Below are 25,744 nucleotides of genomic sequence, written 5' to 3'. Positions count from 1 at the left end.
ACAAAGAAAACGGCGCGGGGCAGAAGTTCCGCCTGCGCCGTGTGTTGTGGCCAACCTTGCGTTCAGCTGCCGTATTCCTGCAGCAGGGTTTCCTGTGCACAGCGGCCCTTGCCGCGCGCCATGCGCCGGCGGTAATGGCCGTCAGGCTGCATCTCCCAGGCGTTGGTATTGTCGTCGAGGTAGATGCGCAGGCCTTCCTTCATGATGCGGCGCTTCAGCTTGAGGTCGAGAATCGGCACGCAGGTCTCGATGCGGCGGAAGAAGTTGCGCCCCATCCAGTCGGCGCTGGCGATGTACATGTCCTCGGCCTTGTCGTTGTAGAAGTAGAACACACGGGTGTGTTCGAGGAAGCGGCCGACGATGGAGCGCACGGTGATATTCTCCGACAGCCCTTCCACGCCGGGGCGCAACGCACACACGCCGCGGATGATCAGGCTGATCTTGACCCCGGCCTGGCTGGCGCGGTACAGCGCCTGGATCACCTGCGGCTCCAAGAGCGCGTTCATCTTGGCGATGATCTGCGCCGGCTTGCCGGCCTGGGCGTGGGCGATCTCGCGGTCGATGGCGCCGATGATCATGTTGTGCAGCGTGAACGGCGACTGGTACAGGTGCTTCAGCTCGCCGGCGCGGCCGAGGCCGGTGATCTGCACGAACAGGTCGTTGACGTCGCCGGCGATCTCTTCGTTGCAGGTCAGCAGGCCGAAATCGGTATACAGCCGCGCGGTGCGCGGGTGGTAGTTGCCGGTGCCGAGGTGGGCGTAGCGTTTGAGCTGCCCTTCCTCGCGGCGCACCACCAGCAGCATCTTGGCGTGCACCTTGTAGCCGAACACGCCGTACACCACGTGGGCGCCGGCGTCTTCCAGCCGCGATGCCCAGCTGATGTTGGCCTCTTCATCGAAGCGTGCCATCAGTTCCACCACCACCGTCACCTGCTTGCCGGCGCGGGCGGCGGCGATCAGCGATTCCATCAGCACCGAGTCGGTGCCGGTACGGTACACCGTCATCTTGATGGCGACCACTTGCGGATCGGTGGCGGCGGTGGTGAGCATGTCGATCACCGGCTGGAACGACTGGAACGGGTGGTGCAGCAGGATGTCGCCCTTGCGGATGGCCTCGAACAGCGGTGTCTTCCTGGCCAGCACCGGCGGCAGCGTGGCCTCGAACGGCGCGAATTTTAGGTCCGGGCGGTCGACCTTGTCCGGCACCTGCATCAGGCGCACCAGGTTGACCGGGCCGTCGACGCGGTAGATGTCCTGCTGCTGCAGGTTGAAGGTGTGCAGCAGGAATTCTTCCATGTGCGTCGGGCAGGTGTCGGCGATCTCCAGCCGCACCGCGTCGCCATACTGGCGCTGGCGCAGTTCGCCCTGCAGCGCGGTGCGCAGGTTCTTCACGTCGTCGTCGTCGACGTTGAGGTCGCTGTCGCGGGTGACGCGGAACTGGTAGCAGCCCTTCACCGTCATGCCGGGGAACAGCTCCTGCACGTGCGAGTGCAGGATGGAGGACAGGAACACGAAGCTGTGCTGGTTGCCGCCGCACAGCTTGGCCGGCAGCTTGATCACGCGCGGCAGGATGCGCGGCGCCTGCACGATGGCGATGCCGGATTCGCGGCCGAAGGCGTCGGCGCCTTCCAGCTCGATGATGAAGTTCAGGCTCTTGTTGAGCAGTTTCGGGAACGGATGCGACGGGTCCAGCCCGATCGGGGTCAGGATCGGCATCAGTTCGCGGAAGAAGTAGTCGCTGACCCAGGCCTTCTGTTCGCTGTCCCACTCGTTGCGGCGCATGAAGATGATGCCTTCGGCACGCAGCGCCGGGAAGATTTCCTCGCGCAGCAGGCGGTACTGTTCGCGCACCAGCGCATGGGCGGCTTCCGACAGCCGGGTCAGCACCTCGGCCGGCTTGCTGCCGTCGGCGAGGATGCGATCCGGGGTGACTTGTGCCGCTTCCTTCAGCCACGCCACCCGCACCTCGGCAAACTCGTCCATATTGGACGACACGATACAGAGGAATTTCAGGCGCTCCAGCAGTGGCAGGCGTTCCTCTTCGGCCTGCGCCATCACGCGGCGGTTGAACTCGATCAGGGCCAGTTCGCGGTTAAGCAGGTTTTCGTGTGTCGTCGGCATTTTATGCATTGGTACTGGTGCGGGAGTAAAAAAAAGCCCTCACGGGGAGGGCGCGGTCGTTTGTTACTGCTGCGGCGTGAAGCCGGCAACCTGATCGGCCCCCTGGCCGAAGAAGTAGGCTTCCAGCTGCGCGGCCAGATACTGGCGGGCGCGGGCATCAGCCAGGCTGAGGCGGTTTTCGTTGATCAGCATGGTCTGGTAACGCAGCCAGCCCTGCCACGCCTCCTTGGAGACGTTTTCCAGAATGCGCTGACCCAGTGCGCCGGGCAGCGGCGGGAAGTCCATGCCTTCGGCTTCGCGACCGAGCTTAACGCAGTTGACCATTCGTGCCATGGTGAATTCCTTGAGAAGTGTCGAAACGATAGAGACTAATTGTGTCACAGAGATGACAGGTCACCAAACTTTGTGCCGCCGCCGCCGTTTACAAGGCCTTGATCAGCACTTTGGAGCGGCGGTTGTGGTTGTACAGCTCGCGGCGTGACTGCGGCAGCTGCTCGATATTGGCCGCAACGAAGCCGCGCTCGGCAAACCAGTGCGCGGTCTGGGTGGTGAGGATGAACAGCGCCTTGTAGCCGTACAGTCGCGCGCGCTGCTCCACGTGCTGTACCAGCAGGTCGCCGAAGCCGCTGTTGCGGCGGTCGGCACTGACCGCAAGGCAGGCCAGCTCGGCCATGCCGTCTTCCGGGAACGGCAGCATGGCGACACAGGCAGCGATGCGGTCGTCGTGTTCCAGCACCGAGTAGTTGCGGATCTGCATTTCCAGGTGTTCGCGGCTGCGCTTGATCAGGATGCCCTGTTCCTGCAGCGGGCGGATCAGCGCCAGGATGTCGCCGACGTCCTCGATGCTGGCCTCGCGGATCTTCACCAGCGAGTCGCGCGCGATCATGGTGCCGGTGCCGTAATCGGTAAACAGCTCGACCAGCAGCGCGCCATCCTCGTTGTGGCTGATCAGGTGCGAGCGCACCACGCCTGCACGGGTGGCGCGGATGGCGTAGGGCAGGCTGACGCGGACTTCCTCGCTGTCAATGCCGCGCTGGAGGATGGCTTCGGCCTGTTCTGCCGAGATGGCGCTGTGCAATACGCCGTCGGCATCGACCAGGCCGTGGCCCTGCACCAGGAAGATCAGCTTCTCCGCCTTCAGCTCGATGGCGGTATGGCAGGCCACTTCTTCCATGGTCATGTTGAAGGCTTCGCCGGTGGGCGAGTAGCCGATCAGCGAGGTCAGCACCAGTTCGCCGCGGTTGAGGCGCTCGTTGATGGCTTCGGTGTCGATCTTGCGCACGCGGCCGCTGTACTGCATGTCGACGCCGTCGATCACGCCCAGCGGCTGTGCGGTGACGAAGTTGCCGCCGGCGACGCGCAGGTGGGCGCCGTGCATCGGCGAATTGGGCATCCCCATCGACAGGAAGGCTTCCAGATCGTGGCGCAAGCCGCCGACCGCCGATTTCACCGCCTCCAGCGTCGGGCCGTCGGTCACGCGGCGGCCCTGGTGGAAGTGGCGCGCAATGCCGCGCAGGCGCAGTTGCTCGTCGATCTGCGGCCGTGCGCCGTGTACCAGCACGATGCGCACGCCGAGGCTGACCAGCAGGTTCAGGTCCTGCGCCAGGCCGTACAGATTGCCGTGTGCCAGGCACTCGCCATTGACGGCGACGACGAAGGTTTTGCCACGAAAGGCGTTGATGTAAGGCGCCGCCTCGCGAAAGGCGAGCACGAAATCAGGGTGCAGCATGATGGGTCCCACCGGTAGACAGCCACAAAAGCGCAAGATTAGCAGGAATGATGGCTTTATAGACAGTGCCGCTGGCAGCGTGCGCGCGGTGTCGCCGGTGCCTGGGCGGACAGCGGCCAAGGTTGGCCGCAACGCCCGTTCGCCCCGGCCATGAAAAAGCCGGGCGCCTTGCGGCGGCCCGGCCTTGGCGGATGGCGGCAAAGACTCAGGACGGGGTCTTCTTGAGCATGATCTGCTGCACCTTGAGGATGTTCAGCGCCTGGTTCAGCTGCACGTCGCTGGCGGCATCGCCGCTGCCGTTGCTGTCGCCGTTTTTCGGCTTGTCACCGGTGCTGGCCGGTTTGGTAGCCGGTTGGGCGGCCGGCTTGCTGCCTTCGGCCGCCTCGTTCGGGTTCTGCAGGTGGCGTTCCAGGTCGGCTTCGCGCACGCGCAGCGAGGCCAGCGCCTCGTTGCCTTCCTCGACCACGATGTCCGGCACGATGCCCTTGGCCTGGATCGAGCGGCCGTTGGGAGTGAAGTAGCGCGCGGTGGTCATCTTGATGCCGCCGTTGTTGGCCAGCGGCAGCACCGACTGCACCGAGCCCTTGCCGAAGGTCTGGGTGCCGACGATCAGCGCCCGTTTGTGATCCTGCAGCGCACCGGCGACGATCTCCGAGGCCGAGGCGGAGCCGGCGTTGACCAGCACCACCAGCGGCACGTTCTTGATCGCCGGCGGCACCTTGGCGTAGTCGCTGGCACCCTTGGTGCGCTGGTAGTCGCGCGGGTTGGCGTACAGGCGCATCTTGGAGTCGCTGGCGCGGCCTTCGGTGTACACCACCAGCGCGTCCTGCTGCAGGAAGGCGGCGGAAACGCCGACGGCGCCGTGCAGCACGCCGCCCGGATCGTCACGCAGGTCCAGCACCATGCCCTTCAGCGGTGCCTTGTTGTCCTTGTACAGCTGGGTCAGTGCCTGTGCGAAGTTCTCGACGGTGTGCTCCTGGAACTGGGCGACACGGACGTAGCCGAAGCCCGGCTCCAGCAGGCGCGACTTCACGCTCTTGGTCTTGATCACCGCGCGGGTGAGGGTGAACACCAGCGGCTTGGATTCGGTCTTGCGCGCGATGGTCAGCGTCACCTTGCTGCCCGGTGCGCCGCGCATTTTTTTCACCGCGTCATTGATCGACAGGCCGCGCACCGGGGTGTCGTCGATCTTGACGATCAGGTCGCCGCTCTTGATGCCGGCCTTCTGCGCCGGGGTGTCCTCGATCGGCGCAACCACCTTGACCAGGCCGTCTTCGGTGCCGATCTCGATGCCGAGGCCGCCAAACTCGCCCTGGGTGCCCTCGCGGAATTCCTTGAATTCTTCCGGATCGTAGTAGTCGGAGTGCGGATCCAGGCCGGACAGCATGCCCTTGATCGCCTCGTTGATCAGCTTCTTGTCCTCGACCGGCTCGACGTAGTCCTGCTTGATGCGGCCGAACACCTCGGCAAAGGTGCGCAGCTCGTTCAGCGGCAGGATGCCGTTATTCTTGTCGGCAAAGGCCTGGATGCTGATGGTGAGCGCACCGCCCACCAGGGCACCGGTGGTCAGCAAGGCAAGTTTGCGTAAGCGGGGAGAGCTCATGGTGTGTGTTCCGTTCGTACGGGCTATCGTGCCCAGGACTGTGGATTGATCGGCCGGCCCATGTGGCGCAGCTCGAAGTAAAGACCGGTTTCGCCGCTTTCCAGGCTGCCGCTGGCGCCGAGCACGTCGCCGCCGCGGACCGTGGCGCCGTTGCCGCGCACCATGGTGGCAAAGCCGGTATAGACCGTCATGTAGTTGCCACCGTGATCAATGATCATCGCATTGCCGAAACCGCGCAACCAGTCGGCGTAAACCACGGTGCCGTCGGCAACCACACGTACCGGGCTGCCGGGGGCGACCTTGATGAACAGGCCTTTCCAGCTGGCGCCCTCGCCGCGGCGCGCGCCGAAGCGGCCGCCGATTTCGCCGGCGACCGGCAGTTTCAGCCGGCCCTGCAGGCTGCGGAAGGCGTTGCCGGACAGGCTGGCATCGGCCACCTCATCCACCGTTTCGACCCTGGCCGGGGCTTTCGGTTCTGCCGGCAGCGGCTTGCCCTGTTTTTTCGCGTCGGCGATCTGCTGGCGGCGCTTCTCTGCGGCCAACCTTGCCGCCTGCTCACGCGCTTTTTTTGCCTGCGCAGCCTTGGCAGCGGCGGCGAGCTGGCGGCGGCGGATGTCGGCGTTGATGCGCGCGATCAGTGCGCTCAGTTCGCGCTCGTCTTCCTTCAGCTGCTGCAGTTTCTGCTGCTGGTTGCGGATGGTGCTATCCAGCTGGCTGACCTGCTGGCTGTGCTGGTTACGTGCCTGTTGCAACCGGCGTTTTTCCTGCACCTTGGCGCTGGACAGGCGCCCCAGGCGTACCAGCTCGTCTTCGACGCGCTCGCTCATCGCCTGCAGTTGCACTTCCTGGTCGCGTAGCGTCTGGATCAGGTTTTGCTGCGCACGGTGGATGTGGGTGTAGTAGGTGAGATCGCGCGCGCTCCGGTTCGGGTCCTGGGTGTTGAACATGATGGCCATCGCATCCTGCTGGCCGCGCTTGTACTCCGCCGCCAGCAGGCGGCTGACACGTTGCCGTGTCTCGGCCACCTTGATGCGGATGGCCTGCAGCTCGGCCTGCAGCGTGTCCAGCTGGCTGCTGCTGGCATCCTGCTTCTTTTCCAGCTCATTCAGTACCTGATGCGTGGCTTGCAGCGCCTGCTCGGACTTGACGATTTCACCGGCGGTTTGTTGCCGCTCGGCTTCCTTGCGTGCGATGTCCTGCTGCAGGCTGCTGATTTCCTTGCGCACGTTGTTGAGATCCTGCTGTGGCGCAGCCTCCGTCGGGGCGGCTTGTGCCACGCCGCACAGTGCGCCGAGCAGGCTGAGCATCAGGCGTGCGTTCACTGGAATTCGATCAGCGAATGGCCGGTCATCTCGGCCGGTTGGTCAAGGCCCATCATCGCCAGCAGTGACGGGGCGATGTCGCGCAGCGCACCGCCTTCCCTGATGGAGGCCTTGCGGCCAACGTACAGGAACGGCACTTTCTGTAGCGTGTGCTGGGTGTGCGGCTGCTGGTTCTGCTGGTCGAACATCTGCTCACAGTTGCCGTGGTCGGCGGTGATCAGCACCTCGCCGCCGGTGGCCAGCATGGCGTCGACGCAGCGCTGCACGCAGCTGTCCAGCGTCTCGACGGCCTTGACTGCGGCGTCGAACACGCCGGAGTGGCCGACCATGTCACCGTTGGCGTAGTTGCAGATGATGGCGGCGTACTGGCCGCTTTCGATGGCGGCGACGATCTTGTCGGTGACTTCCGGTGCGTTCATTTCCGGCTGCAGATCATAGGTGGCCACCTTGGGCGACGGTACCAGGATGCGGTCTTCACCGGGGTAGACTTGCTCCTCGCCACCGTTGAAGAAGTAAGTGACGTGCGGATATTTCTCGGTTTCGGCGATGCGCAGCTGCTTCAGGCCCAGGCCGGACAGGTATTCACCCAAGCCGTTGTGGATCTTCTGCGGGGCGTAGGCCACTGCGTGCTTGTAGGCTTCGCCGTAGCTGGTGAGGCTGGCGTACAGCGCGAATTTGGGCTGGCGTACGGCAAAGCCGTCGAAGGCCGGGTCGGTCAGTGCGGTGGTGAGCTGGCGCGCACGGTCGGCGCGGAAGTTCATGAATACGGCCACGTCGCCGTCCAGCATCTTGACCGGCTCGCCGATGACGGTGGGTTTGACGAATTCGTCGTTCTCGTTACGGGCGTAGGCGGCGGCCAGTGCCTGCAGGGCGGTATCGGCGTGGAATTCGCCTTCACCTTCCACTACGGCGCGGCAGGCACCTTCCATGCGTTCCCAGCGCTTGTCGCGGTCCATGGCCCAGTAGCGGCCGGTGACGCTGGCGACGCGGGCGTGCGGGCACTCGGCCAGCACGTCCTGCAGGCGCTGCAGGTAAATTTCGGCGCTGCGCGGCGGGGTGTCGCGACCATCGAGGAAGGTGTGGACGGCGATGTGGCCAACCCCGGCGGCCTCGGCGGTACGGATCAGCGTGAAGATGTGGTTTTCGTGGCTGTGCACGCCGCCGTCGGACTGCAGACCCATCAGGTGCAGGGTGCTGCCGTTGGCCTTGGCGGTGGCGATGGCCTGCGCCAGTACCGGATTCCGGGCAAAGGTGCCGGCTTCGATGTCGCAGTCGATGCGGCTGATGTCCTGCTGCACGATGCGGCCCGCGCCAATGTTGAGGTGGCCGACTTCGGAGTTGCCGAACTGGCCGCCGGGCAGGCCGACATTGTGTTCGGAGGCGTCGATGGTGCCGTAGGGGTAGCGTGCCTTCAGCGCGTCCCAGTTCGGGGTGTTGGCGGCGAGGATGGCGTTGTCTTCACCTTCCAGGCGGTGGCCGAAGCCGTCGAGAATCAGCAGTAGAACGGGCGTTACCTTGCTCATAAGTCTTCCGTGCGGGCGATCGTAAGGGTGCATGCAGGCTGGCGGCATGCAGGACTGACAGGGATAGTATTGTATCGTGCCTTGCCTGTCAGTGCCGCTGGCTGTCCGTGTTGGTAGGCCGCATCCTACATGCCGTTACCTGCCGCCGGCCAGCTCAGCGGCCCTTCTTGCGGCGGATGTACAGCGTCTTGTGCACGCGGGCCACCAGCTCGCCCCGGCTGTCCGTCACGTCTATCTCCAGCTCCGGCAGGTATTTGCCGCCGCCGGTCGTGGCAGCACGAATCCGGTCCAGCAGGGTGTCGTCGATGCGAAAACGCGCGGTGACCACACCCTTGCCCGGCTTTACGTAATCCACGCGGCCGGCCTTGTCCCATACGATGTAGTCGTTACCGAGGTTTTTCAGCAGCATCAGCATATAGAACGGGTCGGTCATCGAATACAGGCTGCCGCCGAAGTGGACGCCGACATAGTTGCGGTTGGTCAGCCCCAGCCGTAGCTGGACATCGGTTTCCTTCCAGTCCGGGCTGATGCGGCGCACCCGGACCCCGGCGCCGAGAAAGGGCGGCCACAGGTTGAAGACGAACTTGGCGAGGCGATGGTTCATGGCAGTGTTTAAACGGCTGTTTGAATCGGACTATCGTCACGGTAATGGCCGCCGCCGTCAAGCCGCCAGCCGCCCGCTTCAGAACGGCAGCTCGCGCTGCCGCCCCGGCTGCTGGCCGACCATGACCGTGGTGTCGCCTTCCGCCAGCCGGATGTGCAGCAGCTCGCCGGCGCGCAGTTGTGCCGCGGAGCGCACCACGGTGCCGTCGTGCTGCTGTACGATGGCGTAACCGCGCTGCAGCACCGCCTCCGGATTGATTGCGGCCAACGTTGCCTGATGCCGCGCCAGTACCAGTTGCCGCTGCTGCCAGTACCGGTGTATCTGCTGCCGCAGCTGCTCGCCGCGCTGTGCCAGCACCTGCTGCCAGCGGGCGAGGTCGGGACGGGTGCGCTGCAGCCGGTGCTGGCACTGCTCCAGCTGCCGCTGCCGCGCCTGCAGCAGCTGGCTGCAGGCGCGTGCCAGGCGTAGTTGCTGCGCCTGCAACAGCTGGCGCTGACGCTGCAGCCGCGCGCCGGGGTGTTGCAGGCGGCGGCCGAGGAAGTCCAGCTGTTGCGATTTGTCGGTCAGCAGCCGCCCCAGCGCCCGTTCCAGCCGGCGCTGCGCGTAGTCGACGCCCTGCTGCAGCGCCTCGCGGCTGGGCGAGGCCAGCTCGGCGGCGGCGGTCGGGGTCGGCGCGCGGTGGTCGGCGACGAAATCGGCGATGGTGGTGTCGGTCTCGTGGCCGACGCCGCTGATCACCGGCAGCGTGGAGCGGGCGATGGCGCGGGCGACGACTTCCTCGTTGAACGCCCACAGGTCCTCGATGCTGCCGCCGCCGCGGCAGACGATCAGCAGCTCGACCTCCTGGCGCAGGTTGGCCGCATCGATGGCGGCGGCGATCTGTGCGGCGGCGCTGTCGCCCTGTACCGGTGTCGGGTACAGGATCAGCGGGATGCTGGGCATGCGCCGGCGCAGGGTGGTGACTACGTCGCGCAGCGCGGCGGCGGCCGGCGAGGTGACGATGCCGATGGCGGCGGGGTGGCCGGGCAGTGTTTTCTTGTGGCGATTGTCGAACAATCCTTCCGCCGCCAGTTTCGCCTTCAGCTGTTCGAAGGCCTCGTACAGGCGACCGAGGCCAGCCGAACGCACCATGTCGACGTTGATCTGGTAGTCGCCGCGCGCCTCGTACAGCGACACCGTGCCGCGCAACTCGACCTGCATGCCTTCCTGCAGCCGGAATCCCAGTCCGCTCAGTCGGTTGCGGAACATCACGCAGCGGATTTGCGCACGCTCGTCCTTCAGCGAGAAGTAGGCATGGCCGGATGCGGCCAACGTCAGATTGGAAATTTCACCGGCAATCCACAGCGGCGGCAGGCCGCTTTCAAGCAAATCCCGCGCCATGCGGTTGAGCGAGGTGACGCTGATGACGTCGTTTTGGTGTTGGCTGAAAAGCATGCTTGTCAAGTCATCCACAGGCAGGTTGGGGCAGAGGGGAGTGTTGATTGTTTATCTCAATACATAGCCAGGGCATGAATAAATAAACTAAAAATACATATTAATCAATTACTTGCATGGTTTGTGGCAATAGTGTTGCCGTAATGTCCGGCCAGCAAGGGCAAGGCTTTACGGTGCCGGCGGCGGGGTTGTCCACAAAGTTATGCACAGGCGCTGTGGGTGAACGGGTAATTCCCTTGTAAATTCGCGACTTAGCACCGCAGTCTAAAGTGCAACATCATGACGGCGGCCAAGCGCAGCGGTTGCAGACGACAGCCCGAGCCGATAAAGTCTCGGCCTTGGATAACGCCTGAGGAATTGCCCGTGTGGTCAATCATTGAAGCGGCCGGCTGGCCGATCTGGACCATCATTCTTGCGTCGGTGGTGGCATCGACCATCGTGCTGGAGCGTTTTTACAGCCTGCGCGCGGCGTTGATCATACCGCCAAACCTGCTGGCGCAGACGCTGCAGGAGTATCGCCGTGCCGCGGTGAGCCAGAGCATGCTGGCCGAACTGCGCGACCATTCGCCGCTGGGCCGGCTGTTCGCCGCCGGACTGCGCCAGTTTGGCAACAGCCGCGAGGTAATGAAAGAGGCGATCGAGGACGAGGGCCGCGTGGTGGCGCACCTGCTGGAGCGCTATCTGACCATGCTCGGCACCATCGCCGCGATGGCGCCGCTGCTGGGCCTGCTCGGCACCGTGATCGGCATGATCGAAATCTTCGGCTCGCAGGCGCCGGGCGGCACCGACCCGCGTGCGCTGGCACACGGCATCTCCGTGGCGCTGTACAACACCGCCTTCGGCCTGATCGTGGCCATTCCCAGCATGTTCTTCTACCGCCACTTCCGCGCCAGGATCGACGGTCTGCTGGTCGAGATGGAAGCGCAGGCGGTGCACCTGCTGGAAGCGGTGCACGGCGAGCGTCGCGGCGATTGAGGCGGACGATCATGAACTTTCGCCGCCACCGTCATCGCGAAGAGCCGGAAATCAACTTCATCCCGCTGATCGACTTGCTGCTGGTCATCCTCATTTTCCTGATGGTAACCACTACCTACGCCCGTTTTTCCGAACTCGAAGTCAACCTGCCGCAGGCCAGCGGTCCGGCGGAGATGCAGAAGGATAGCCGCCTGCGCGTCGATATCAGCGCCAGCGGCAGCTACGCGGTCGACGGTCAGGCGGTGGCCGGCAGCGACGTGGCCCAGCTCGGCGAGCGCCTGAAGCGCGAGGCCGGGGGCAAGAACCCGGCGCCGGTGGTGGTGATCAATGCCGACGCCAAGGCCAGCCACCAGGCGGTGGTGACGGTGATGGAGGCGGCCCGCCTCGCCGGCCTGCTGCAGCTCACCTTTGCCACCCAGCAGGGGACGCCGTGACCCGGCTGGAGCGGCACTGGTTTCAGCCGACCTGGTGGATGACAGCCCTTCTGGCCTTGCCGGAAGGGCTGTTTGCCCTGCTGGCGGCGCTGCGGCGCACGGCCTATCGGCAGGGCTGGTGTCGGGCGAACCATCTGCCGGTGCCGGTGGTGGTGATCGGCAACATCAATGTCGGTGGCGTCGGCAAGACGCCGCTGACGCTGGCGCTGCTGCAGGACTTTGCCCGGCTGGACGTGCCGGTGGGGGTGATCAGCCGTGGCTACGGCGGGACGCACCGCCAGCCGACGCTGGTGACGCCGCATAGCACTGCCGCCGAGGTCGGCGACGAGCCGCTGCTGCTGGCCGCCAGTGGTGCGCCGGTGGTGGTCGGCCGCGATCGCGTCGCCGCCGGTCGTCACCTGCTGGCGCTGTATCCGCAGACCCGTTTCATTCTCAGCGACGACGGCCTGCAGCACTACGCGCTGTGCCGCACGCTGGAGATCGTTGTGCTCGACGGTAACCGCGGCGTCGGCAATGGCCACCTGCTGCCGAACGGCCCGCTGCGCGAACCGGTGTCAAGGTTGGCCGCAGCCGATGCGCTGGTGATCAATGGCGAGTCGTGTACCGGCCTGCGCCTGCCGTTATCGGTACCGCAGTTCCGGCAGCGGTTGCAGGCCGGCGATTTTGTCCATGCCGCCGGCCAATTGCCGCCGCGCACGGCCGCCGCTTTTGCCGGCCAGCGGGTGGTGGCCATGGCCGGCATCGGCCATCCGGAGCGCTTCTTCCGCACCCTGTGCGAGCTGGGCGTGGAACTGGCGGCCACGCACGCTTTTCCCGACCACCACCAGTTCGTCGCTGCCGATCTGCCGCAGGATGCTGACGCGGTGATCGTCACCGCCAAGGATGCGGTTAAGTTGCAGTGCATCAATCATGCTAGACTATGGGTTCTGCCGGTTTCGGCCCGGCTGGAGCCGGACCTGGCCGCGTGGATTCTGTCCCAACTGGAACGAAAAAATGGACGCAAAATTTCTTGAAATCCTGGTTTGCCCGCTGTGCAAAGGCCCGCTGGTCTACAACAAGGGCGCGCAGGAGCTGATCTGCAAGGGTGACCGCCTGGCCTACCCGATCCGTGACGGCATCCCGATGATGCTGGAAGGCGAAGCCCGCGAGCTGGCCGCCGAGGAAGAAGTGAAATGAACGGCTTTGTGGTGGTGATTCCGGCGCGGCTGGCCTCCAGCCGCCTGCCGGAAAAACCGCTGGCGGACATCGGCGGCAAGCCGATGGTGATCCGCGTTGCCGAGCGCGCGGCGCAATCGGCCGCCAGCCGCGTGATCGTGGCCACCGACGATGCCCGCATCGAGGCGGTCTGCCGCCAGCACGGTGTCGAGGTGCTGCTGACGCGCGCCGATCACCCCAGCGGCACCGACCGGCTGGCCGAGGTTGCCGCGCTGCTGGCGCTGCCGGACGACACCATCGTGGTCAATGTGCAGGGCGACGAGCCGCTGATCGACCCGGCGCTGATCGACCGCCTGGCCACGCTGATGGCGGCGCGCGCGGTGCCGATGGCCACTGTGGCGCACGCGATCCACGACGCCGCCGAGATGTTCAATCCGAATGTGGTGAAAGTGGTGCTCGACCGCCACGGCAAGGCGCTGTATTTCAGTCGCGCGCCCATCCCCTATGCCCGCGACGCCTTCGCCGCCGACAAGACACAGCTGCCGCCCGGCCTGCCGGTGTATCGCCACATCGGCATGTACGCCTACCGTGCCAGCCTGCTGCACACTTACGGCAGCCTGGCCCCGGCACCGCTGGAACAGTTCGAGGCGCTGGAGCAGCTGCGCATGCTGTGGCACGGCTACGACATCGTGGTGGAGTGCGTGGCCGAGGCGCCACCTGCCGGTGTCGATACGCCGGAAGACCTGGCGCGGGTGCGCGCCTGGTTTGCGGCCAACCTTTCCGGATAACACAACGAAGTTAACGAAGGGAGTTTAGAGAGATGAAATTGATCCTGTTGGGCGCTCCTGGCGCCGGTAAAGGTACCCAAGCCAACTACATCCGCGAGAAATTCGGCATTCCGCAGATTTCGACCGGCGACATGCTGCGTGCGGCGGTCAAGGCGGGCACGCCGCTGGGTGTGGAAGCGAAAAAGATCATGGATGCCGGTGGCCTGGTGCGCGACGACATCATCATCGGTCTGGTCAAGGAACGCATTGCCGAGGCCGATTGCGCCAACGGTTTCCTGTTCGACGGCTTCCCGCGCACCATTCCGCAGGCGGAAGCGATGAAGGAAGCCGGCGTCGACATCGACTTCGTGGTCGAGATCGACGTGCCGGACGAGAACATCATCGACCGCATGTCCGGCCGCCGCGTGCATGTGGCTTCCGGCCGCACCTACCATGTCAAGTACAATCCGCCGAAGGTGGAAGGTATCGATGACGAAACCGGTGAGGCACTGGTGCAGCGTGACGACGACAAGGCGGAAACCGTGAAGAAGCGTCTCGACGTTTACCACGAACAGACCGAAGTGCTGGTCGGCTTCTACTCGCGGATGGCCGCCTCCGGCGATGCCAAGGCACCGCAGTATGTGAAGATCGACGGTACCCAGGCGGTGGAAACCGTGCGCGACAACGTGCTGGCGGCACTGGGCGCCTGAGCGCGCTAGCGTTGCAGGCAGGAAAAAAGGCAGCTCGGGCTGCCTTTTTTGTCGCCTGCCGTCCAGATCTTACTGTTCCGGCAGCCGGATCGGGATGCGCTTCTCGCGCACCAGCCGGTCCAGCGCCTCGATCACCAGCGGGTCGAACTGGGTGCCGCAACGGCTGTTGATGTAGCTCATGGTGTCGCCCAGTGTCCACGGCTCCTTGTACGGCCGCTTGTGCAGCAAGGCATCGAATACGTCGACGATGGCGACGATGCGTGCCGCCAGCGGGATATCCTGCCCGGCCAGGCGGCGCGGATAGCCGCTGCCGTCGAAATATTCGTGATGGCCGCCGGCGATATCGGCCCCCAGTGACAGATAGCTGGTGCCCTCCACCAGCAGGCTGGCCTTGCGCAGGATGTTGGCACCGATGGTGGCATGCTGCTCCATGATGACGCGCTCTTCCGGATCCAGCTTGCCAGGTTTGAACAGGATGTGGTCGGGAGTGCCGACCTTGCCGACATCATGAAGGATGCTGGCCATGCCGATCATCTCCATGAATTGCGGTGTCAGCTGCTCCGGATAGACGCCCATGCTTTGCAGTTCCCTGGCAATGGCATCGCTGAGCCGCTGCACGCGCAGCACATGCTCGCCAGTGTCGGAATCGCGGAACTCGGCGAGATCGGCCAGTGCCACTACCGTGGCCTCCTGGGCGCTGACCAGTTGCGAGTACAGATACAGGTTGTCGTAGGCGGAGGAAATACGCTGGCAGAACACCTCCAGCAGGTTGCGCTCCACGTCTTCCAGTGGCCACGGCGGCTCGAAGTGGACCACGAATTCGCGGCCGTTCTGTGCCGTGATGTACAGCACGTCGTAGGGGTGGCGGTAGATGGTGCGCTTTTCGGCCAGCGCGTCGTTGATTGCCTGCTGCAGCTGCGGAAAGGTGGCCAGCGGGGCGCCGCCGAGCAGTACCTCGAATTCGCCGGTGGCGGCCAGCACTTCCAGCTTCGGCCGTCCGGCGCTGGTGGGCGTATTTTCCATGCACAGCACGCCGTCGGTGCCGACATCGAGAATGGCGCTGATCTGCTTCAGCACGCCGGAGGCAAATTCCTTCAGCGAGCGCAGCTGGTACAGGTCGCCGGCGCCTTCCAGGATCTTGCCCAGGCCCTGGCGGTTTTTTTCGATGGCGACCAGGTTTTCATAGGCGCGCAGCGAGGCGATGACGACGGTGAACAGCTTCTGTACTGTCAGCTCGGTCTTGGTCTTGTAGTCGTTGATGTCGTAATTGAGGATGACGTCCTGTTCCGGCGCCTGCCCGGGCTGGCCGGTGCGCAACACGATGCGGGCCAGGCTGTTGCCCAGCTCTTCTCGGATGCGGTGTACCAGCTTGAGGCCGGCGTTGTCGGTCTCCATCACCACGTCGAGCAGGATCAGCGCGATATCGGGATGCTCGCGTACCAGCTCGAAGCCCTGCTGTGCACTGTAGGCATTGAGCAGCGTCAGTGGCCGCTCCTTGTAGCGCAGGTCCTGGATCGCCAGCCGGGTAGCGGTATGGACATCCTTTTCGTCGTCAACAATCAGTACTTTCCAGGGGCGCAAGGGCGGGGGTGTGCCCTGTGCGCTGCTGCTGTCGTCAATCAGCCAGTCATTGTTATTGTCGAGATTCATCTTGTGCCGCCCCCTTTAGTTGGCCGTTTCAGGTGCCGTACATGGCAGCACCAGAATAAAAGATGTGCCTTCCCCGACGGTGCTGTCAACCCGGATCGTGCCGCCCAGCCGCTTGAACACGATATTGAACACGATGTGCAGGCCCAGGCCGCTGCCGCCATCGCCGCGGCGGGTGGTGAAGAAGGGCTCGAAGATGCGTTTCAGGTTTTCCGGAGGAATCCCCTTGCCGTCGTCGGTCACCGATAGCCGGATTTTCTGTCCGGCCAGCGTATCGACACAGATCCGGATGCGGCCTTCGGCGTCGTCGTCGTAGGCGTGCAGCAGTGCGTTCATTACCAGGTTGGTCAGTACCTGCGACAGGGCGCCGGGGTAACTGTCCATCTGCAGCTCGGGCAGGCAGTCGATATCGATCTCCACCTTGCGGTGGCGCAGCCTGGGGCGCAGGCTGGTAATGATTTCGCCAATGTAGTGTGCGATGTCGAACTGGCGGCGCGCTTCGCTGGTCTGGTCGACGGCGACCTGCTTGAAGCTCTGGATCAGGTTGGCCGCACGTTCGGTATTGCTCAGGATCAGCACGGTGGATTCGCGGGCGTCGGTCAGGTAGCGCTCCAGCTCGCTTTTTTTGATCTGGCCGCTCTGGAACTGCTGCCCGACCTGGCCGGTGATCAGTGCCAGGTGCGAGGCGGCGGTGAGGGTGATGCCGACCGGGGTGTTGATTTCGTGTGCCACACCGGCCACCAGTCCGCCCAGTGATGCCAGTTTTTCGGTTTCCACCAGTGTGTTCTGGGTGTCCAGCAATTGCCGGTAGGCGACTTCGGCGCGTTCCTTTTCCGCAATGGCGGCCTGCTCCGCGCCGCGGCGCAGGCCCAGCTCGCGGCTGATCTTGTGGATGATCAGGTTGACGCCGCCGACCAGCTCGGCGTATTCGCTGTAGCGGCTTTGCGGCAGGCAGCGGTCGGCCTCGGCTTCCAGCCTGGCGGCACCCTGCAGCGCTTGCTGCAGCTCGTGCAACGGCGAGAACACGTAGCGTTTCAGGCCGGCGATCAGGATGATGAACAGCAGCAGGTTGATCAGTAGTGCCTGCACGACCTGGCGGGTCAGCTCGTTGGCAAGGCGGGTGGCAATCTTGCCGCGCGACAGGTACACCGTGATCTGGCCGAGATTGTTGCGCTGCTGGTACAGGATGGGCAGCAGCAGTATTTCGTCATGTGGTGGCGGTGCTGCTTTGGCCAGCGAGGTGATGCGGCCGTCCGGGTTGCGCATGCGACCGAAGAACAGCCCGGCATCGCCTTCCACCATCAGGCCGACCACCGCCGCCGATTTCAGCTCCGCGTCCAGCGTCAGGCGGATGAACTGGTCGTCCAGCTGCCACACCCCGTGTGGCAGCGACAGCGCCAGCCGCTCCTGCAGGCCCTGCTTCAGCAGCAGGTAGTCGCGTTCCTCGGTGTCACGGGCGGCCTCGTAGCTCAGGAAGCCGGTCAGGCCCATCACGATGGACAGTACCGAGATGATCCAGATTGCCAGCCGGCTTTTTATGCTGTTCATGTCGTTACCTTGTGCTGATAAAGCGTTGATCATGGTAACGCAGCCGCTGGCGCCCGGTGTACTGTTGCAGCGGTTTTTTCAGCCGCCGCTGGCGGTGCGGTGCGGCAAGGGGATTTTTTGCAGGATCAGGCCGCCCAGGATCAGCGCCAGGCCGTTGAGGGTGGAGGGCAGGATCTGTTCGCCGATCAGCAGGTAGATCAGCAACAGCGACAGCAGCGGCGACAGGAAGATCAGGTTGGCGATGCGTGCGGTGCTGCCGGTCAGCTTCATCGCCGCCAGCCACAGCGCGAAAGTGAAGCCCATCTCCAGCGCGCCGACATAGGCGGCGCCGGCGATGCCTTGCCACGCCACCGCGCCCAGCTCACCGCGCCACAGGCACCACAGCCAGGCCAGCGGCAGTGCGAACAGGAAGTTCAGCGTCAGCCCCAGCACCGGCTCGCGCCGGTCGCGGGTATTGAATAGCCAGTAGCCGGCCCACAGCACGGTAGAGGCCAGCGCATAGCCGACACCGGCCAGATTGCTGAATTCCAGCGCCAAAGGTTGGCCGCGGGTAGCGATCACCAGCACGCCGGCGTAGCAGACCAGCGCCGCCAGCGCATCCTGCGGCCGCGGTTTCTGCTTCAGCACCGGGATGGCGAGCAGGGTCATGGTCAGCGCCCAGGTGTAGTTGAGCGCCTGCGCCTCCTGCGCCGGCAGCAGGTCATAAGCCTGGAACAGGATCAGGTAGTAGACGAAGGGATTGACCGCGCCCAGCAGCAGCGAGCGCCGCCAGTGCTGGCGCAGTGCCGGCAGCAGCTCGCCGAGGCGGCCCTGCCAGGCGAGGATGGACAGCAGCGACAGCAGCGAAAAGGTACTGGCGTACAGCACCAGCTGCGCCGGGCTGAGGTGCTGCAGGCTGATCTTGAAGGCGGTGGCCACGGTGGACCAGGCGAGCACGGCGCCGAGGCCGTAGAGGTAGGCTTTTTGTTGCGAGGTCAAAACGGGGGCTTTCTGTGGTGGAGATCGTGGTCGCTGCCGGCGAGTTGCTGGTTGAGCAGCTGCTGCATCAGCGGCAGCGTGCTGCTGGCGCGCAGGCCGATCGGGCCACCGGCGTCGGCCAGATAGCGGTCGCCGGCGCTGGCGTGCAGCCATACCGCGTTGCCGGCGGCGGTGGTCTCGTCCTGGCCTTGTGCCAGCAGCGCGGCGATGCTGCCGCTGAGGATATCGCCCTGGCCGGCACTGGCCAGCGCCGCGTTGCCGGCCGCACACAGCCGGTAGTAGCCGTCGGGGCCGCAGAGCAGCGACCCGGCGCCCTTGAGCACGGCGATCACGCCAAGCTTGGCCGCAAGGCGGCGCACCGTGGCGAGGCGATCCTGTTGCATGCTAACGGTGCTGCAAGCGAGCAGGCGCGCCGCCTCGGCCGGATGCGGGGTGATCACCGCCGGGCGCGGCCGCTGGCGCAGCTGTTGCTGCAGGGCATCGTCGCCGGCCAGCAGGTTGAGCGCGTCGGCATCGAGCAACAGCGCGCCTGGATGGGCCAGTACGCTGGCGAGGATGCGGTGCGCCTGCGGGCTCTGGCCGAGGCCGGGGCCGATGGCGACCACCTCATCGGCGGCGAGGCTGCTGTTGCCCAGCGGTGCGATCATCAGCTCCGGCCACAGCGGGTCCAGCGCCAGTCGTGCATCCAGGCTGTGGATGCGCACCTTGCCGGCCCCCAGCGCCAGCGCGGCGCGACCGGCGAGCAGCGCGGCGCCACCCATGCCGGCGCAGCCGCCGATGATGCTGACGCTGCCGAAGCTGCCCTTGTTGCTGTTGTGACGGCGCTTAAGCGACGCAAGGTTGGCCGCAAGTAGCTCGCCCTGTGCCGCCGGTACCAGCGCCGGCGGGCAGTCGAGAGTCAATAGCTCGACGCTGCCGCTGTAGTCGCGGCCGTCGGCGGTGAACAGCCCAGGCTTGTGGCACAGCAGCGCCAGGGTATGGTCGGCGGGGAGGGCTGCACCCTGCACGCAGCCGCTCCAGGCATCGAGGCCGCTGGGTACATCCAGCGCCACCCGCGGGCAGGGCAGGGCGTCCAGCGCGGCGAGGTCTGCCTGCCAGCCGGCGTCCAGCGGCCGGTTCAGCCCGGCGCCAAACAGGCCGTCAATCAGGACTTCGGCCGGTGGGAGCGCGGCCAGTGCGCTGTCGAGCCGGCCGCCGGCGGCGAGGTACTGCTGCCCGGCCGCCTGCGCGGCGGCAGTGATAGGCGGCTGCGGTTGCCACACGCCGACCACGTAATCGGCCAGCAGCAGCCGCGCCGCGATCAGCGCGTCGCCACCGTTGTTGCCGCTACCGGCGGCGAACAGTAGCTGGCGTGGCGGCGGGTAGTGCTGGCGCAGCCACTGCGCGATGGCGGCGCCGGCGCGGGCCATCAGGTCGAGGCCGGCTTGTGCCGCCTGCTGCTCCCACTGCCGCAGCGCGGCGGCGTCGATCAGCGCGCGTTCATTCGCCGGCATGGTGACTCTCTCCCCAGCGCGGTAGCAGCTGGTGCGGTACCGCCAACTGGTCGAGGATGCGCGCCACCACGAAGTCGACCATGTCGTCGATGGTCTGCGGGTGGGTGTAGAAACCGGGTGACGGCGGCAGGATGCAGACGCCGAGGTGGGCCAGCTTGAGCATGTTTTCGAGGTGGATCACCGACAGCGGTGCCTCGCGCGGTACCAGTACCAACTTGCGCTGTTCCTTCAGCATCACGTCGGCGGCGCGTTCGATCAGGTTGTCGCTCATGCCGTGCGCCACCGCGGCGAGGGTGCCCATCGAGCACGGGCAGATCACCATCGCGTCGGCCGGGTTGGAGCCGGAGGCGGGCGGCGCAAACCAGGCCTCGCGCCCGAACACCGCCAGCTGGCCGTCGGCGGCCTGGTAGCGCTCTTGCAGCCACTGCTGGAAGGCTTCCGGGCGTGAGGGCAGCGTCAGGTTCATCTCCTGTTTCGCCACCACCTGCGCCGCCTGCGAATACATCACCCACACCCGCTTGCCGGCACGCAGCAGGCACTCGATCAGGCGCAGGCCGTAGGGCAGGCCGGAGGCGCCGGTGAGGGCGACGGTAACGGTGTCAATCTTTGTCATGCACTTGTACCAGATGGCTTGCTATCAGACCGTTGGCCGCGCCGCTAAGCAGGGCGGCCAGCGCCAGCGGCGGGAACAGTACCAGTATATTGTCGTATGGAATCAGGAATAGCCTGACCAGCAGCAATTGTCCCAGCAGATGGGCTTGTGCTGCCAGCAGGCTGTGGCTGACCAGGCTGAAATGGCGCTCTGGCAGCACCCGGCAGGCGCCCAGCAGCAGCAGGCTGGCCAGCGCGCCGCCGAGGCTGAGCCAGAAGCCGGGGGTGAACAGGCTGCCCAGCAGCAGGCCGGCGCCGATGACGCGCAGCAGCGTGACCCACACTGCGGCGCGCCAGCCAAGGGTGTGCAGCGCGAACAGGGTCATGATGTTGGCCAGCCCCGGCTTGACGCCGGGTAGCGGCGACGGGATGGCGGCATCAACCATGCCCAGCGCGATGGCCAGCGCGGCCAGGCTGGCGATGCGGTGATCGTCGGCGCTGGCTTGCAGCGTGCGTTCAGTAGGCGAGCGAGTCATGGGCTTGTCGCGGGCCGGTCAACTCGATGCTGACGCGGTTGGGCAGGCACACGGCGATGTCGCCGTTGTGGCGCAGCCAGCCCTGCTGTACGCAGTACTGGCGCGGGCCAGGGTCGCGGCGGATGCGGGCCTGGCCATTGTGAATCTCGATTTCGGTCAGCCCCAGCGGGCCGCGGGCGACATGGAGCCGGTTCAGGCGCAGCGGCAGGCGGACGGTTTCGGTGCCGTTCTGGCGCACGATGACACTGTCTGCCTCGCCGGCGTGACGGCCGAGCTGCAGGAAGGCCGCCAGCAACAGTGCGCACAGTGTCAGCAGCACCAGGTAATCACCGGCCTTGAACATCGCCGCTTATTTTTTGATGGGTAGTTGGCGATGGCGCAGCAGGACCTGTTCGCCGGCAAAGGCCTTGGCCAGTTGTTCGGCGAGGTAGACCGAGCGGTGCTGGCCACCGGTACAGCCGATGGCGACGGTGACGTAGCTGCGGTTGTCCTGGCGGAAGCGCGGCAGCCAGCTTTGCAGGAACTGGCAGATGTCGGCCAGCATCTGCGTCACGCTGGCCTCGCCTTCGAAGAAGCGGCAGATCGCCTCGTCCTGGCCGGTCAGCGGCCGCAGCGCGACTTCGTAGTAGGGATTGGGCAGGCAGCGCACGTCGAACACGAAGTCGGCGTCCAGTGGCAGGCCGTGCTTGAAGCCGAATGATTCGAATACCAGCGTCAGGCAGTCGGCGTCGGCATCGACCAACATCTTGACCCAGGCGCGCAGCGCGTTGGCGGACAGGTGGCTGGTGTCGATGCGGTGTCCCAGTTCGTGGATGTGCTCCAGCATCTCGCGTTCGAGGCGGATGCATTCCTCCACCGTCAGGCCGTTGCCGGACAGCGGGTGGCGGCGCCGTGTTTCCGAAAAGCGCTGTACCAGCACTTCGGTGGTGGCTTCCAGATAGATCAGGCGCACATCGACCTGCAGCGCTTTCAGGCTGGTCATTACCTGCGGCAATGCGGCCAACGTTGGTGCGGAGCGGGTGTCGACGCTGATGGCGACATGCTGGTAGCCCTGTTCGCTGTACAGCGCCACCACGTCGGTGAGCATGGTGGCCGGCAGGTTGTCGACGCAGTAGTAGCCGTTGTCTTCCAGCAGGCGCAGGGCGACGGACTTGCCGGAGCCGGACAGGCCGCTAATCAAAATCAGCTGCATGTTCCTGGTCCCGTAGCAGGTTGGTGTGGCGGTCTATGAATTCGCGGGTACTGTCGATGCCGCGCAGTTGCAGGATGTAGTTGCGCACCGCGGCCTCGACCAGTACTGCCAGGTTGCGGCCGGCGGCTACCGGCAGGATTACCTTGCGCACGGTGACGCCGAGGATGTCCTGTGTTTCGGACTGGATGTTGAGACGGTCCAGCGTCTGCATCGCCTGATCGTTGGCCTTCATCAGGTGGATGATCAGCTTCAGCACCTTTTTCGGGCGCACCGCGGTTTCGCCGAAGATGGTGCGGATGTTGAGGATGCCGAGGCCGCGCACCTCGAGGAAATCGCGCAGCAGGACCGGGCAGCGGCCTTCCAGCGTTTCCGGACCGATGCGGTACAGCTCGACCGCATCGTCGGCAACCATGCCGTGACCACGCGAGATCAGCTCCAGTGCCAGCTCGCTCTTGCCCATTGCCGAATCGCCCATGATCAGCACGCCGATTTCCAGTACATCCAGGAACACGCCGTGCATCACAGTGGACACCGCCAGCGCGCGTGCCAGATAGATGCGCAGCACATCCATCAGATACGGGCTTTCCAGCGGCGTACTCATCAGCGGCACATTGTGGCTCTGGCAATAGTCGCGCAGCAGATTGGGCACCGGCTGCGCATTGGCGACGATCACCACTGCCATGGTGCGATGGAACAGCTGGTCCAGCGCGGTCCGTGCCGCGGCCTGTTCCAGCTTGTTCAGGTATTCCACTTCCGCGAGGCCAAGGACCTGGACGCGGTTGGGGTGGATGAAGTTGAGGTGGCCGACCAGTGCCTGGGTTGGCCGCTGTTCATCATTCGAAATCAGGTTGTCGGAGCCGGAGCGGCCGGCGACCCAGCTCAGGTTGAGCTTGTGCTGATTGTCCTGGTACAGGCGGCGAACACTGATATTAGGCATGGTCTGGGGTGTCGGAAATCAGGTCAAACAGTTTCTGCGCGTCGCAGGTGGGATCGTTCATCTGCTCGCGCAGCGCCTTGCTGGAGAAGCGTTGTGCCAGTTCGGACAGTACCTGCAGGTGGATGTCGGTGGCCTGCTCCGGTACCAGTAGCACGAACAGCAGCGAGACCGGTTTGCCGTCGGGGGCGTCGAACGGAATCGGCGCCTTCAGGCGGATGAAGATGCCGGTGGCCTCTTTCAGGCCCTTGATACGGCCGTGCGGGATGGCAACACCTTGTCCCAGGCCGGTGGAACCGAGTTTTTCCCGGGCAAACAGGCTGTCGAAGACATCGCTGCGCGCAATGGCGTGACTGTTCTCGACCATCAGGCCGACTTGTTCGAAGAGTCGTTTTTTGCTGGAAACGTCCATGTCGGCAATGACGTTGTCCATGGAGAGTATTTTACTGATCAAGCCCATAATGCCATTTGCCCGAAAAAATCGAGGGCCATTCTACGCCGAGTCCGCGGAATACCATAGCGGAAAGCGCAGGATGATCGTCAGGAGAAAAAACGGTATCCAAAAAAAGAACGGATAAGCAAGCAGTGCTTGCATTATCCGTTTTTTGTTCGGCAAATCCTGATCAGAGCGACGCTTGCTCTTGCGGTACCGGGGCGCGATGCTCGACCAGTTTTTCCTTGAATTTCAGTACCTGACGGTCCAGTTTGTCAGTCAGCAGGTCGATGGCCGCATACATGTCCGCTTCGGTGGCTTCGGCATGGATGTCCTTGCCTGCCAGATGGACATTGACTTCGGCTTTCTGTACCAGTTTGTCGACAGACAGTGTCACACTGACACCGATCACATTGTCGACATGGCGGGTAATGCGTTCCAGTTTGCTTTCGATGTAGTCACGAAGCGCCGGGGTTACGTCGAGGTGGAGGCCGGTAATCTTGAGGTTCATACCCTAACTCCTTCTGTTGGTGCCATATCCGGATCGGGCATGGCGATCTTGTTATGAACAACCTAAAAAATCTTGCGCTGGCTGACCGGCGGTATCTGCATGGCTTCACGATACTTGGCTACGGTACGTCTTGCAACCTGTATGCCCTGCGCGACCAGCCTGTCGGCAATGGCGCTGTCAGACAGCGGTTTGTTGTGGTCTTCCGCATCGATGATCTGCCGGATCAGTGCCTTGATCGCGGTGGCGGAACATTCGCCACCACTGTCAGTATCGACCGAACTGCCAAAGAAATATTTGAGTTCGAACAAGCCACGGCTGCACAGCAGGTATTTCTGCGTGGTGACACGGGAAATGGTTGACTCATGCAGGCCGAGTTCCTCTGCGATGTCTCGCAGGATAAGCGGGCGCATGGCCACTTCACCTTGTTCAAAGAACGCTTGCTGTCTGTCAACGATAGATTCTGCCACTTTCAGGATGGTGTCAAACCGTTGTTGAATGTTTTTTACCAGCCAGCGCGCCTCTTGTAGCTGGCCGCCCAGATTATGGCTGCCGCCCTTCTGTTGTAACATGCCTGCATACATCTGGTTGACGCGTAGCCTGGGCAGGGTGCCCTGGTTGAGGCGCGCCACCCAGCGCTGCTGGCGTTTCACCACCAGGATGTCGGGCGCGACGTAGTGGGTCTCGCCCTGGTCAAAGCCGCTGCTGGGGCGCGGCCGCAGGCTGGCGAGCAGCGCGTGCGCGGTTTTCAGCTGCTGCTCGTCGATGGCGAGCAGCTTCTTGAGTTTGGTGAAGTCGCGGTTGCCCAACAGCGGCAGGTGCTGCTGCACCATGTCCAGCGCCAGCTGGCGCACCGCAGCCGGTGCGCTGTGTTGCTGCAGTTGCAGGCTGAGAAATTCGCTGAGGTTGCGGCTGCCGATGCCGGTCGGCTCGAACTGGGTCAGCAGCTTGCGCAGGCACTCCAGCTCGTCGCCTTCCACTTCCAGCTCCAGTGGCAGCTCGGCGGCGATGTCGTCCAGCAGGGTCGGCAGGTAGCCGTCGTCGTCCAGCTCGTCGATCAGTAGCGACATCAGCGCCTTGTCGCGCTGGCTGAGCTGGGTTTCGCCCATCTGCGCGGTCAGGTGCTCGCGCAGCGACGGCCGGCACGGGGTGTTGAGAATGGGGTCGAACTCGTCGTCGTCATCGTTGCGGCTGCTGCCGCTCCCGCTGCTGCCCCAGTCGCCGAGCAGTTCGCCGTCGTCGCGGTTGCTGTCCGTTTCCGGTCGCTCCGCCTCGCTGCCGCTGTCCGCCGCCGGGGTGTCGCCGCCGGGTGTCAGCACCGGCAACGGGCTGTCGGGCTCGTCGTGGCTGTCGCTGTCGGCGCGCTCCAGCAGCGGGTTTTCCAGCAGGTAGCGCTCCAGCTCGGTACTGAGGTCCAGCGTCGACATCTGCAGCAGCTTGATCGATTGCTGCAACTGGGGGGTGAGCGTGAGTTGCTGGCTGGTTTTGAGCTGGAGGGTCTGTTTCAT

26 protein-coding genes are annotated in these 25,744 nt (G+C 64.6%); 6 read left to right on the top strand and 20 right to left on the bottom strand.

Features of this window, described 5'->3' with window-relative positions:
• Positions 1-62: 62 nt before the first annotated feature.
• The 8 genes from ppk1 to xseA all read right to left on the bottom strand — a co-directional run bounded on the left by ppk1 (position 63) and on the right by xseA (position 10,335).
• Positions 63-2,120: a polyphosphate kinase 1 gene (ppk1, locus tag IE083_RS06920; protein WP_189352885.1), complete on the bottom strand. Its 2,058-nt coding sequence runs from the start codon at positions 2,118-2,120 to the stop codon at positions 63-65.
• Positions 2,121-2,183: 63 nt separating this feature from the next.
• Complete coding sequence (locus IE083_RS06915) at positions 2,184-2,453, bottom strand: oxidative damage protection protein (protein ID WP_189352884.1); 270 nt, start codon at positions 2,451-2,453, stop codon at positions 2,184-2,186.
• A gap of 88 nt (positions 2,454-2,541) precedes the next feature.
• Positions 2,542-3,849, bottom strand: a complete 1,308-nt coding sequence (gene argA / locus IE083_RS06910; RefSeq protein ID WP_189352883.1) for an amino-acid N-acetyltransferase — start codon at positions 3,847-3,849, stop codon at positions 2,542-2,544.
• 205 nt (positions 3,850-4,054) lie between these two features.
• Positions 4,055-5,452 carry a S41 family peptidase gene (locus tag IE083_RS06905; protein ID WP_189352882.1) on the bottom strand — a complete coding sequence of 466 codons (1,398 nt, stop codon included), beginning with the start codon at positions 5,450-5,452 and terminating at the stop codon, positions 4,055-4,057.
• Positions 5,453-5,475: 23 nt separating this feature from the next.
• The gene (locus tag IE083_RS06900; protein ID WP_229799639.1) at positions 5,476-6,774 is read right to left on the bottom strand and encodes a murein hydrolase activator EnvC family protein; all 1,299 of its coding nucleotides are present in this window, start codon (positions 6,772-6,774) and stop codon (positions 5,476-5,478) included.
• On the bottom strand, positions 6,771-8,297 hold the full coding sequence (gene gpmI / locus IE083_RS06895) for a 2,3-bisphosphoglycerate-independent phosphoglycerate mutase (RefSeq protein ID WP_189352881.1): 1,527 nt from the start codon (positions 8,295-8,297) through the stop codon (positions 6,771-6,773). The genes IE083_RS06900 and gpmI overlap by 4 nt, the downstream gene beginning before the upstream one ends.
• A gap of 154 nt (positions 8,298-8,451) precedes the next feature.
• Positions 8,452-8,901 carry a DUF4442 domain-containing protein gene (locus tag IE083_RS06890; RefSeq protein ID WP_189352880.1) on the bottom strand — a complete coding sequence of 150 codons (450 nt, stop codon included), beginning with the start codon at positions 8,899-8,901 and terminating at the stop codon, positions 8,452-8,454.
• A 78-nt stretch (positions 8,902-8,979) separates the two neighbouring features.
• Positions 8,980-10,335 carry an exodeoxyribonuclease VII large subunit gene (xseA, locus tag IE083_RS06885; protein WP_189352879.1) on the bottom strand — a complete coding sequence of 452 codons (1,356 nt, stop codon included), beginning with the start codon at positions 10,333-10,335 and terminating at the stop codon, positions 8,980-8,982.
• A 363-nt stretch (positions 10,336-10,698) separates the two neighbouring features.
• Between xseA and IE083_RS06880 the strand changes: the two genes are divergently transcribed.
• Genes IE083_RS06880 through adk form a run of 6 tightly spaced genes read left to right on the top strand, consistent with a single transcriptional unit; the run spans position 10,699 to position 14,376 of the window.
• Positions 10,699-11,310, top strand: a complete 612-nt coding sequence (locus IE083_RS06880) for a MotA/TolQ/ExbB proton channel family protein (protein WP_189352878.1) — start codon at positions 10,699-10,701, stop codon at positions 11,308-11,310.
• 11 nt (positions 11,311-11,321) lie between these two features.
• Positions 11,322-11,744: an ExbD/TolR family protein gene (locus tag IE083_RS06875; protein WP_189352877.1), complete on the top strand. Its 423-nt coding sequence runs from the start codon at positions 11,322-11,324 to the stop codon at positions 11,742-11,744.
• A gap of 38 nt (positions 11,745-11,782) precedes the next feature.
• Positions 11,783-12,757 (top strand): tetraacyldisaccharide 4'-kinase, encoded by a 975-nt coding sequence (gene lpxK, locus IE083_RS06870; protein WP_229799638.1) that lies wholly within the window; start codon positions 11,783-11,785, stop codon positions 12,755-12,757.
• Positions 12,738-12,920 carry a Trm112 family protein gene (locus tag IE083_RS06865; protein WP_047966211.1) on the top strand — a complete coding sequence of 61 codons (183 nt, stop codon included), beginning with the start codon at positions 12,738-12,740 and terminating at the stop codon, positions 12,918-12,920. Before lpxK ends, IE083_RS06865 begins: the two co-directional genes overlap by 20 nt.
• On the top strand, positions 12,917-13,687 hold the full coding sequence (gene kdsB, locus IE083_RS06860) for a 3-deoxy-manno-octulosonate cytidylyltransferase (protein ID WP_189352875.1): 771 nt from the start codon (positions 12,917-12,919) through the stop codon (positions 13,685-13,687). Before IE083_RS06865 ends, kdsB begins: the two co-directional genes overlap by 4 nt.
• Before the next feature lie 32 nt (positions 13,688-13,719).
• Positions 13,720-14,376, top strand: a complete 657-nt coding sequence (gene adk, locus IE083_RS06855; protein ID WP_189352874.1) for an adenylate kinase — start codon at positions 13,720-13,722, stop codon at positions 14,374-14,376.
• 69 nt (positions 14,377-14,445) lie between these two features.
• On the opposite strand, the gene IE083_RS06850 is transcribed toward adk, so the two are convergent.
• The 12 genes from IE083_RS06850 to IE083_RS06795 form a co-directional block, all read right to left on the bottom strand.
• Complete coding sequence (locus tag IE083_RS06850; protein WP_189352873.1) at positions 14,446-16,026, bottom strand: DUF3369 domain-containing protein; 1,581 nt, start codon at positions 16,024-16,026, stop codon at positions 14,446-14,448.
• 15 nt (positions 16,027-16,041) lie between these two features.
• Positions 16,042-17,571, bottom strand: a complete 1,530-nt coding sequence (locus tag IE083_RS06845) for a sensor histidine kinase (RefSeq protein WP_189352872.1) — start codon at positions 17,569-17,571, stop codon at positions 16,042-16,044.
• Positions 17,572-17,649: 78 nt separating this feature from the next.
• Positions 17,650-18,549, bottom strand: coding sequence for a DMT family transporter (locus IE083_RS06840; protein ID WP_189352871.1), 900 nt, complete (start codon positions 18,547-18,549; stop codon positions 17,650-17,652).
• Entirely contained in the window at positions 18,546-20,042 is a 1,497-nt protein-coding gene (locus IE083_RS06835) for an NAD(P)H-hydrate dehydratase (protein WP_189352870.1), read from the bottom strand. Before IE083_RS06835 ends, IE083_RS06840 begins: the two co-directional genes overlap by 4 nt.
• On the bottom strand, positions 20,029-20,655 hold the full coding sequence (locus IE083_RS06830) for a flavin prenyltransferase UbiX (RefSeq protein ID WP_189352869.1): 627 nt from the start codon (positions 20,653-20,655) through the stop codon (positions 20,029-20,031). Before IE083_RS06830 ends, IE083_RS06835 begins: the two co-directional genes overlap by 14 nt.
• Positions 20,642-21,169, bottom strand: coding sequence for a Gx transporter family protein (locus IE083_RS06825; protein WP_189352868.1), 528 nt, complete (start codon positions 21,167-21,169; stop codon positions 20,642-20,644). The genes IE083_RS06830 and IE083_RS06825 overlap by 14 nt, the downstream gene beginning before the upstream one ends.
• Positions 21,150-21,512, bottom strand: coding sequence for a NusG domain II-containing protein (locus tag IE083_RS06820; protein ID WP_189352867.1), 363 nt, complete (start codon positions 21,510-21,512; stop codon positions 21,150-21,152). The genes IE083_RS06825 and IE083_RS06820 overlap by 20 nt, the downstream gene beginning before the upstream one ends.
• Positions 21,513-21,518: 6 nt before the next feature.
• Complete coding sequence (rapZ, locus tag IE083_RS06815) at positions 21,519-22,361, bottom strand: RNase adapter RapZ (protein ID WP_189352866.1); 843 nt, start codon at positions 22,359-22,361, stop codon at positions 21,519-21,521.
• Positions 22,342-23,298, bottom strand: a complete 957-nt coding sequence (gene hprK, locus IE083_RS06810; RefSeq protein ID WP_189352865.1) for an HPr(Ser) kinase/phosphatase — start codon at positions 23,296-23,298, stop codon at positions 22,342-22,344. The genes rapZ and hprK overlap by 20 nt, the downstream gene beginning before the upstream one ends.
• Complete coding sequence (gene ptsN, locus IE083_RS06805) at positions 23,291-23,755, bottom strand: PTS IIA-like nitrogen regulatory protein PtsN (RefSeq protein ID WP_189352864.1); 465 nt, start codon at positions 23,753-23,755, stop codon at positions 23,291-23,293. Before ptsN ends, hprK begins: the two co-directional genes overlap by 8 nt.
• A 163-nt stretch (positions 23,756-23,918) precedes the next feature.
• A complete protein-coding gene (gene hpf / locus IE083_RS06800; RefSeq protein ID WP_189352863.1) occupies positions 23,919-24,239 on the bottom strand; it encodes a ribosome hibernation-promoting factor, HPF/YfiA family in 321 nt (106 codons plus the stop codon).
• 62 nt (positions 24,240-24,301) lie between these two features.
• On the bottom strand, positions 24,302-25,744 hold the full coding sequence (locus IE083_RS06795; protein WP_189352862.1) for an RNA polymerase factor sigma-54: 1,443 nt from the start codon (positions 25,742-25,744) through the stop codon (positions 24,302-24,304).

This window comes from Vogesella fluminis (assembly GCF_014652335.1).
GTDB classification, from domain to species: Bacteria; Pseudomonadota; Gammaproteobacteria; order Burkholderiales; family Chromobacteriaceae; genus Vogesella; species Vogesella fluminis.
This window is presented reverse-complemented; position numbering and strand designations above follow the sequence as displayed.

Coding starts and splice junctions, on each gene's coding strand:
- ptsN (WP_189352864.1), bottom strand. CDS start 23,755: ATGGGCTTGATCAGTAAAATACTCTCCATGGACAACGTCATTGCCGAC.
- ppk1 (WP_189352885.1), bottom strand. CDS start 2,120: ATGCCGACGACACACGAAAACCTGCTTAACCGCGAACTGGCCCTGATC.
- IE083_RS06825 (WP_189352868.1), bottom strand. CDS start 21,169: ATGACTCGCTCGCCTACTGAACGCACGCTGCAAGCCAGCGCCGACGAT.
- IE083_RS06850 (WP_189352873.1), bottom strand. CDS start 16,026: ATGAATCTCGACAATAACAATGACTGGCTGATTGACGACAGCAGCAGC.
- xseA (WP_189352879.1), bottom strand. CDS start 10,335: ATGCTTTTCAGCCAACACCAAAACGACGTCATCAGCGTCACCTCGCTC.
- adk (WP_189352874.1), top strand. CDS start 13,720: ATGAAATTGATCCTGTTGGGCGCTCCTGGCGCCGGTAAAGGTACCCAA.
- IE083_RS06820 (WP_189352867.1), bottom strand. CDS start 21,512: ATGTTCAAGGCCGGTGATTACCTGGTGCTGCTGACACTGTGCGCACTG.
- IE083_RS06830 (WP_189352869.1), bottom strand. CDS start 20,655: ATGACAAAGATTGACACCGTTACCGTCGCCCTCACCGGCGCCTCCGGC.
- IE083_RS06845 (WP_189352872.1), bottom strand. CDS start 17,571: ATGAACAGCATAAAAAGCCGGCTGGCAATCTGGATCATCTCGGTACTG.
- IE083_RS06905 (WP_189352882.1), bottom strand. CDS start 5,452: ATGAGCTCTCCCCGCTTACGCAAACTTGCCTTGCTGACCACCGGTGCC.
- rapZ (WP_189352866.1), bottom strand. CDS start 22,361: ATGCAGCTGATTTTGATTAGCGGCCTGTCCGGCTCCGGCAAGTCCGTC.
- hpf (WP_189352863.1), bottom strand. CDS start 24,239: ATGAACCTCAAGATTACCGGCCTCCACCTCGACGTAACCCCGGCGCTT.
- lpxK (WP_229799638.1), top strand. CDS start 11,783: ATGACAGCCCTTCTGGCCTTGCCGGAAGGGCTGTTTGCCCTGCTGGCG.
- kdsB (WP_189352875.1), top strand. CDS start 12,917: ATGAACGGCTTTGTGGTGGTGATTCCGGCGCGGCTGGCCTCCAGCCGC.
- argA (WP_189352883.1), bottom strand. CDS start 3,849: ATGCTGCACCCTGATTTCGTGCTCGCCTTTCGCGAGGCGGCGCCTTAC.
- IE083_RS06795 (WP_189352862.1), bottom strand. CDS start 25,744: ATGAAACAGACCCTCCAGCTCAAAACCAGCCAGCAACTCACGCTCACC.
- IE083_RS06835 (WP_189352870.1), bottom strand. CDS start 20,042: ATGCCGGCGAATGAACGCGCGCTGATCGACGCCGCCGCGCTGCGGCAG.
- IE083_RS06890 (WP_189352880.1), bottom strand. CDS start 8,901: ATGAACCATCGCCTCGCCAAGTTCGTCTTCAACCTGTGGCCGCCCTTT.
- hprK (WP_189352865.1), bottom strand. CDS start 23,298: ATGCCTAATATCAGTGTTCGCCGCCTGTACCAGGACAATCAGCACAAG.
- IE083_RS06865 (WP_047966211.1), top strand. CDS start 12,738: ATGGACGCAAAATTTCTTGAAATCCTGGTTTGCCCGCTGTGCAAAGGC.
- IE083_RS06875 (WP_189352877.1), top strand. CDS start 11,322: ATGAACTTTCGCCGCCACCGTCATCGCGAAGAGCCGGAAATCAACTTC.
- gpmI (WP_189352881.1), bottom strand. CDS start 8,297: ATGAGCAAGGTAACGCCCGTTCTACTGCTGATTCTCGACGGCTTCGGC.
- IE083_RS06915 (WP_189352884.1), bottom strand. CDS start 2,453: ATGGCACGAATGGTCAACTGCGTTAAGCTCGGTCGCGAAGCCGAAGGC.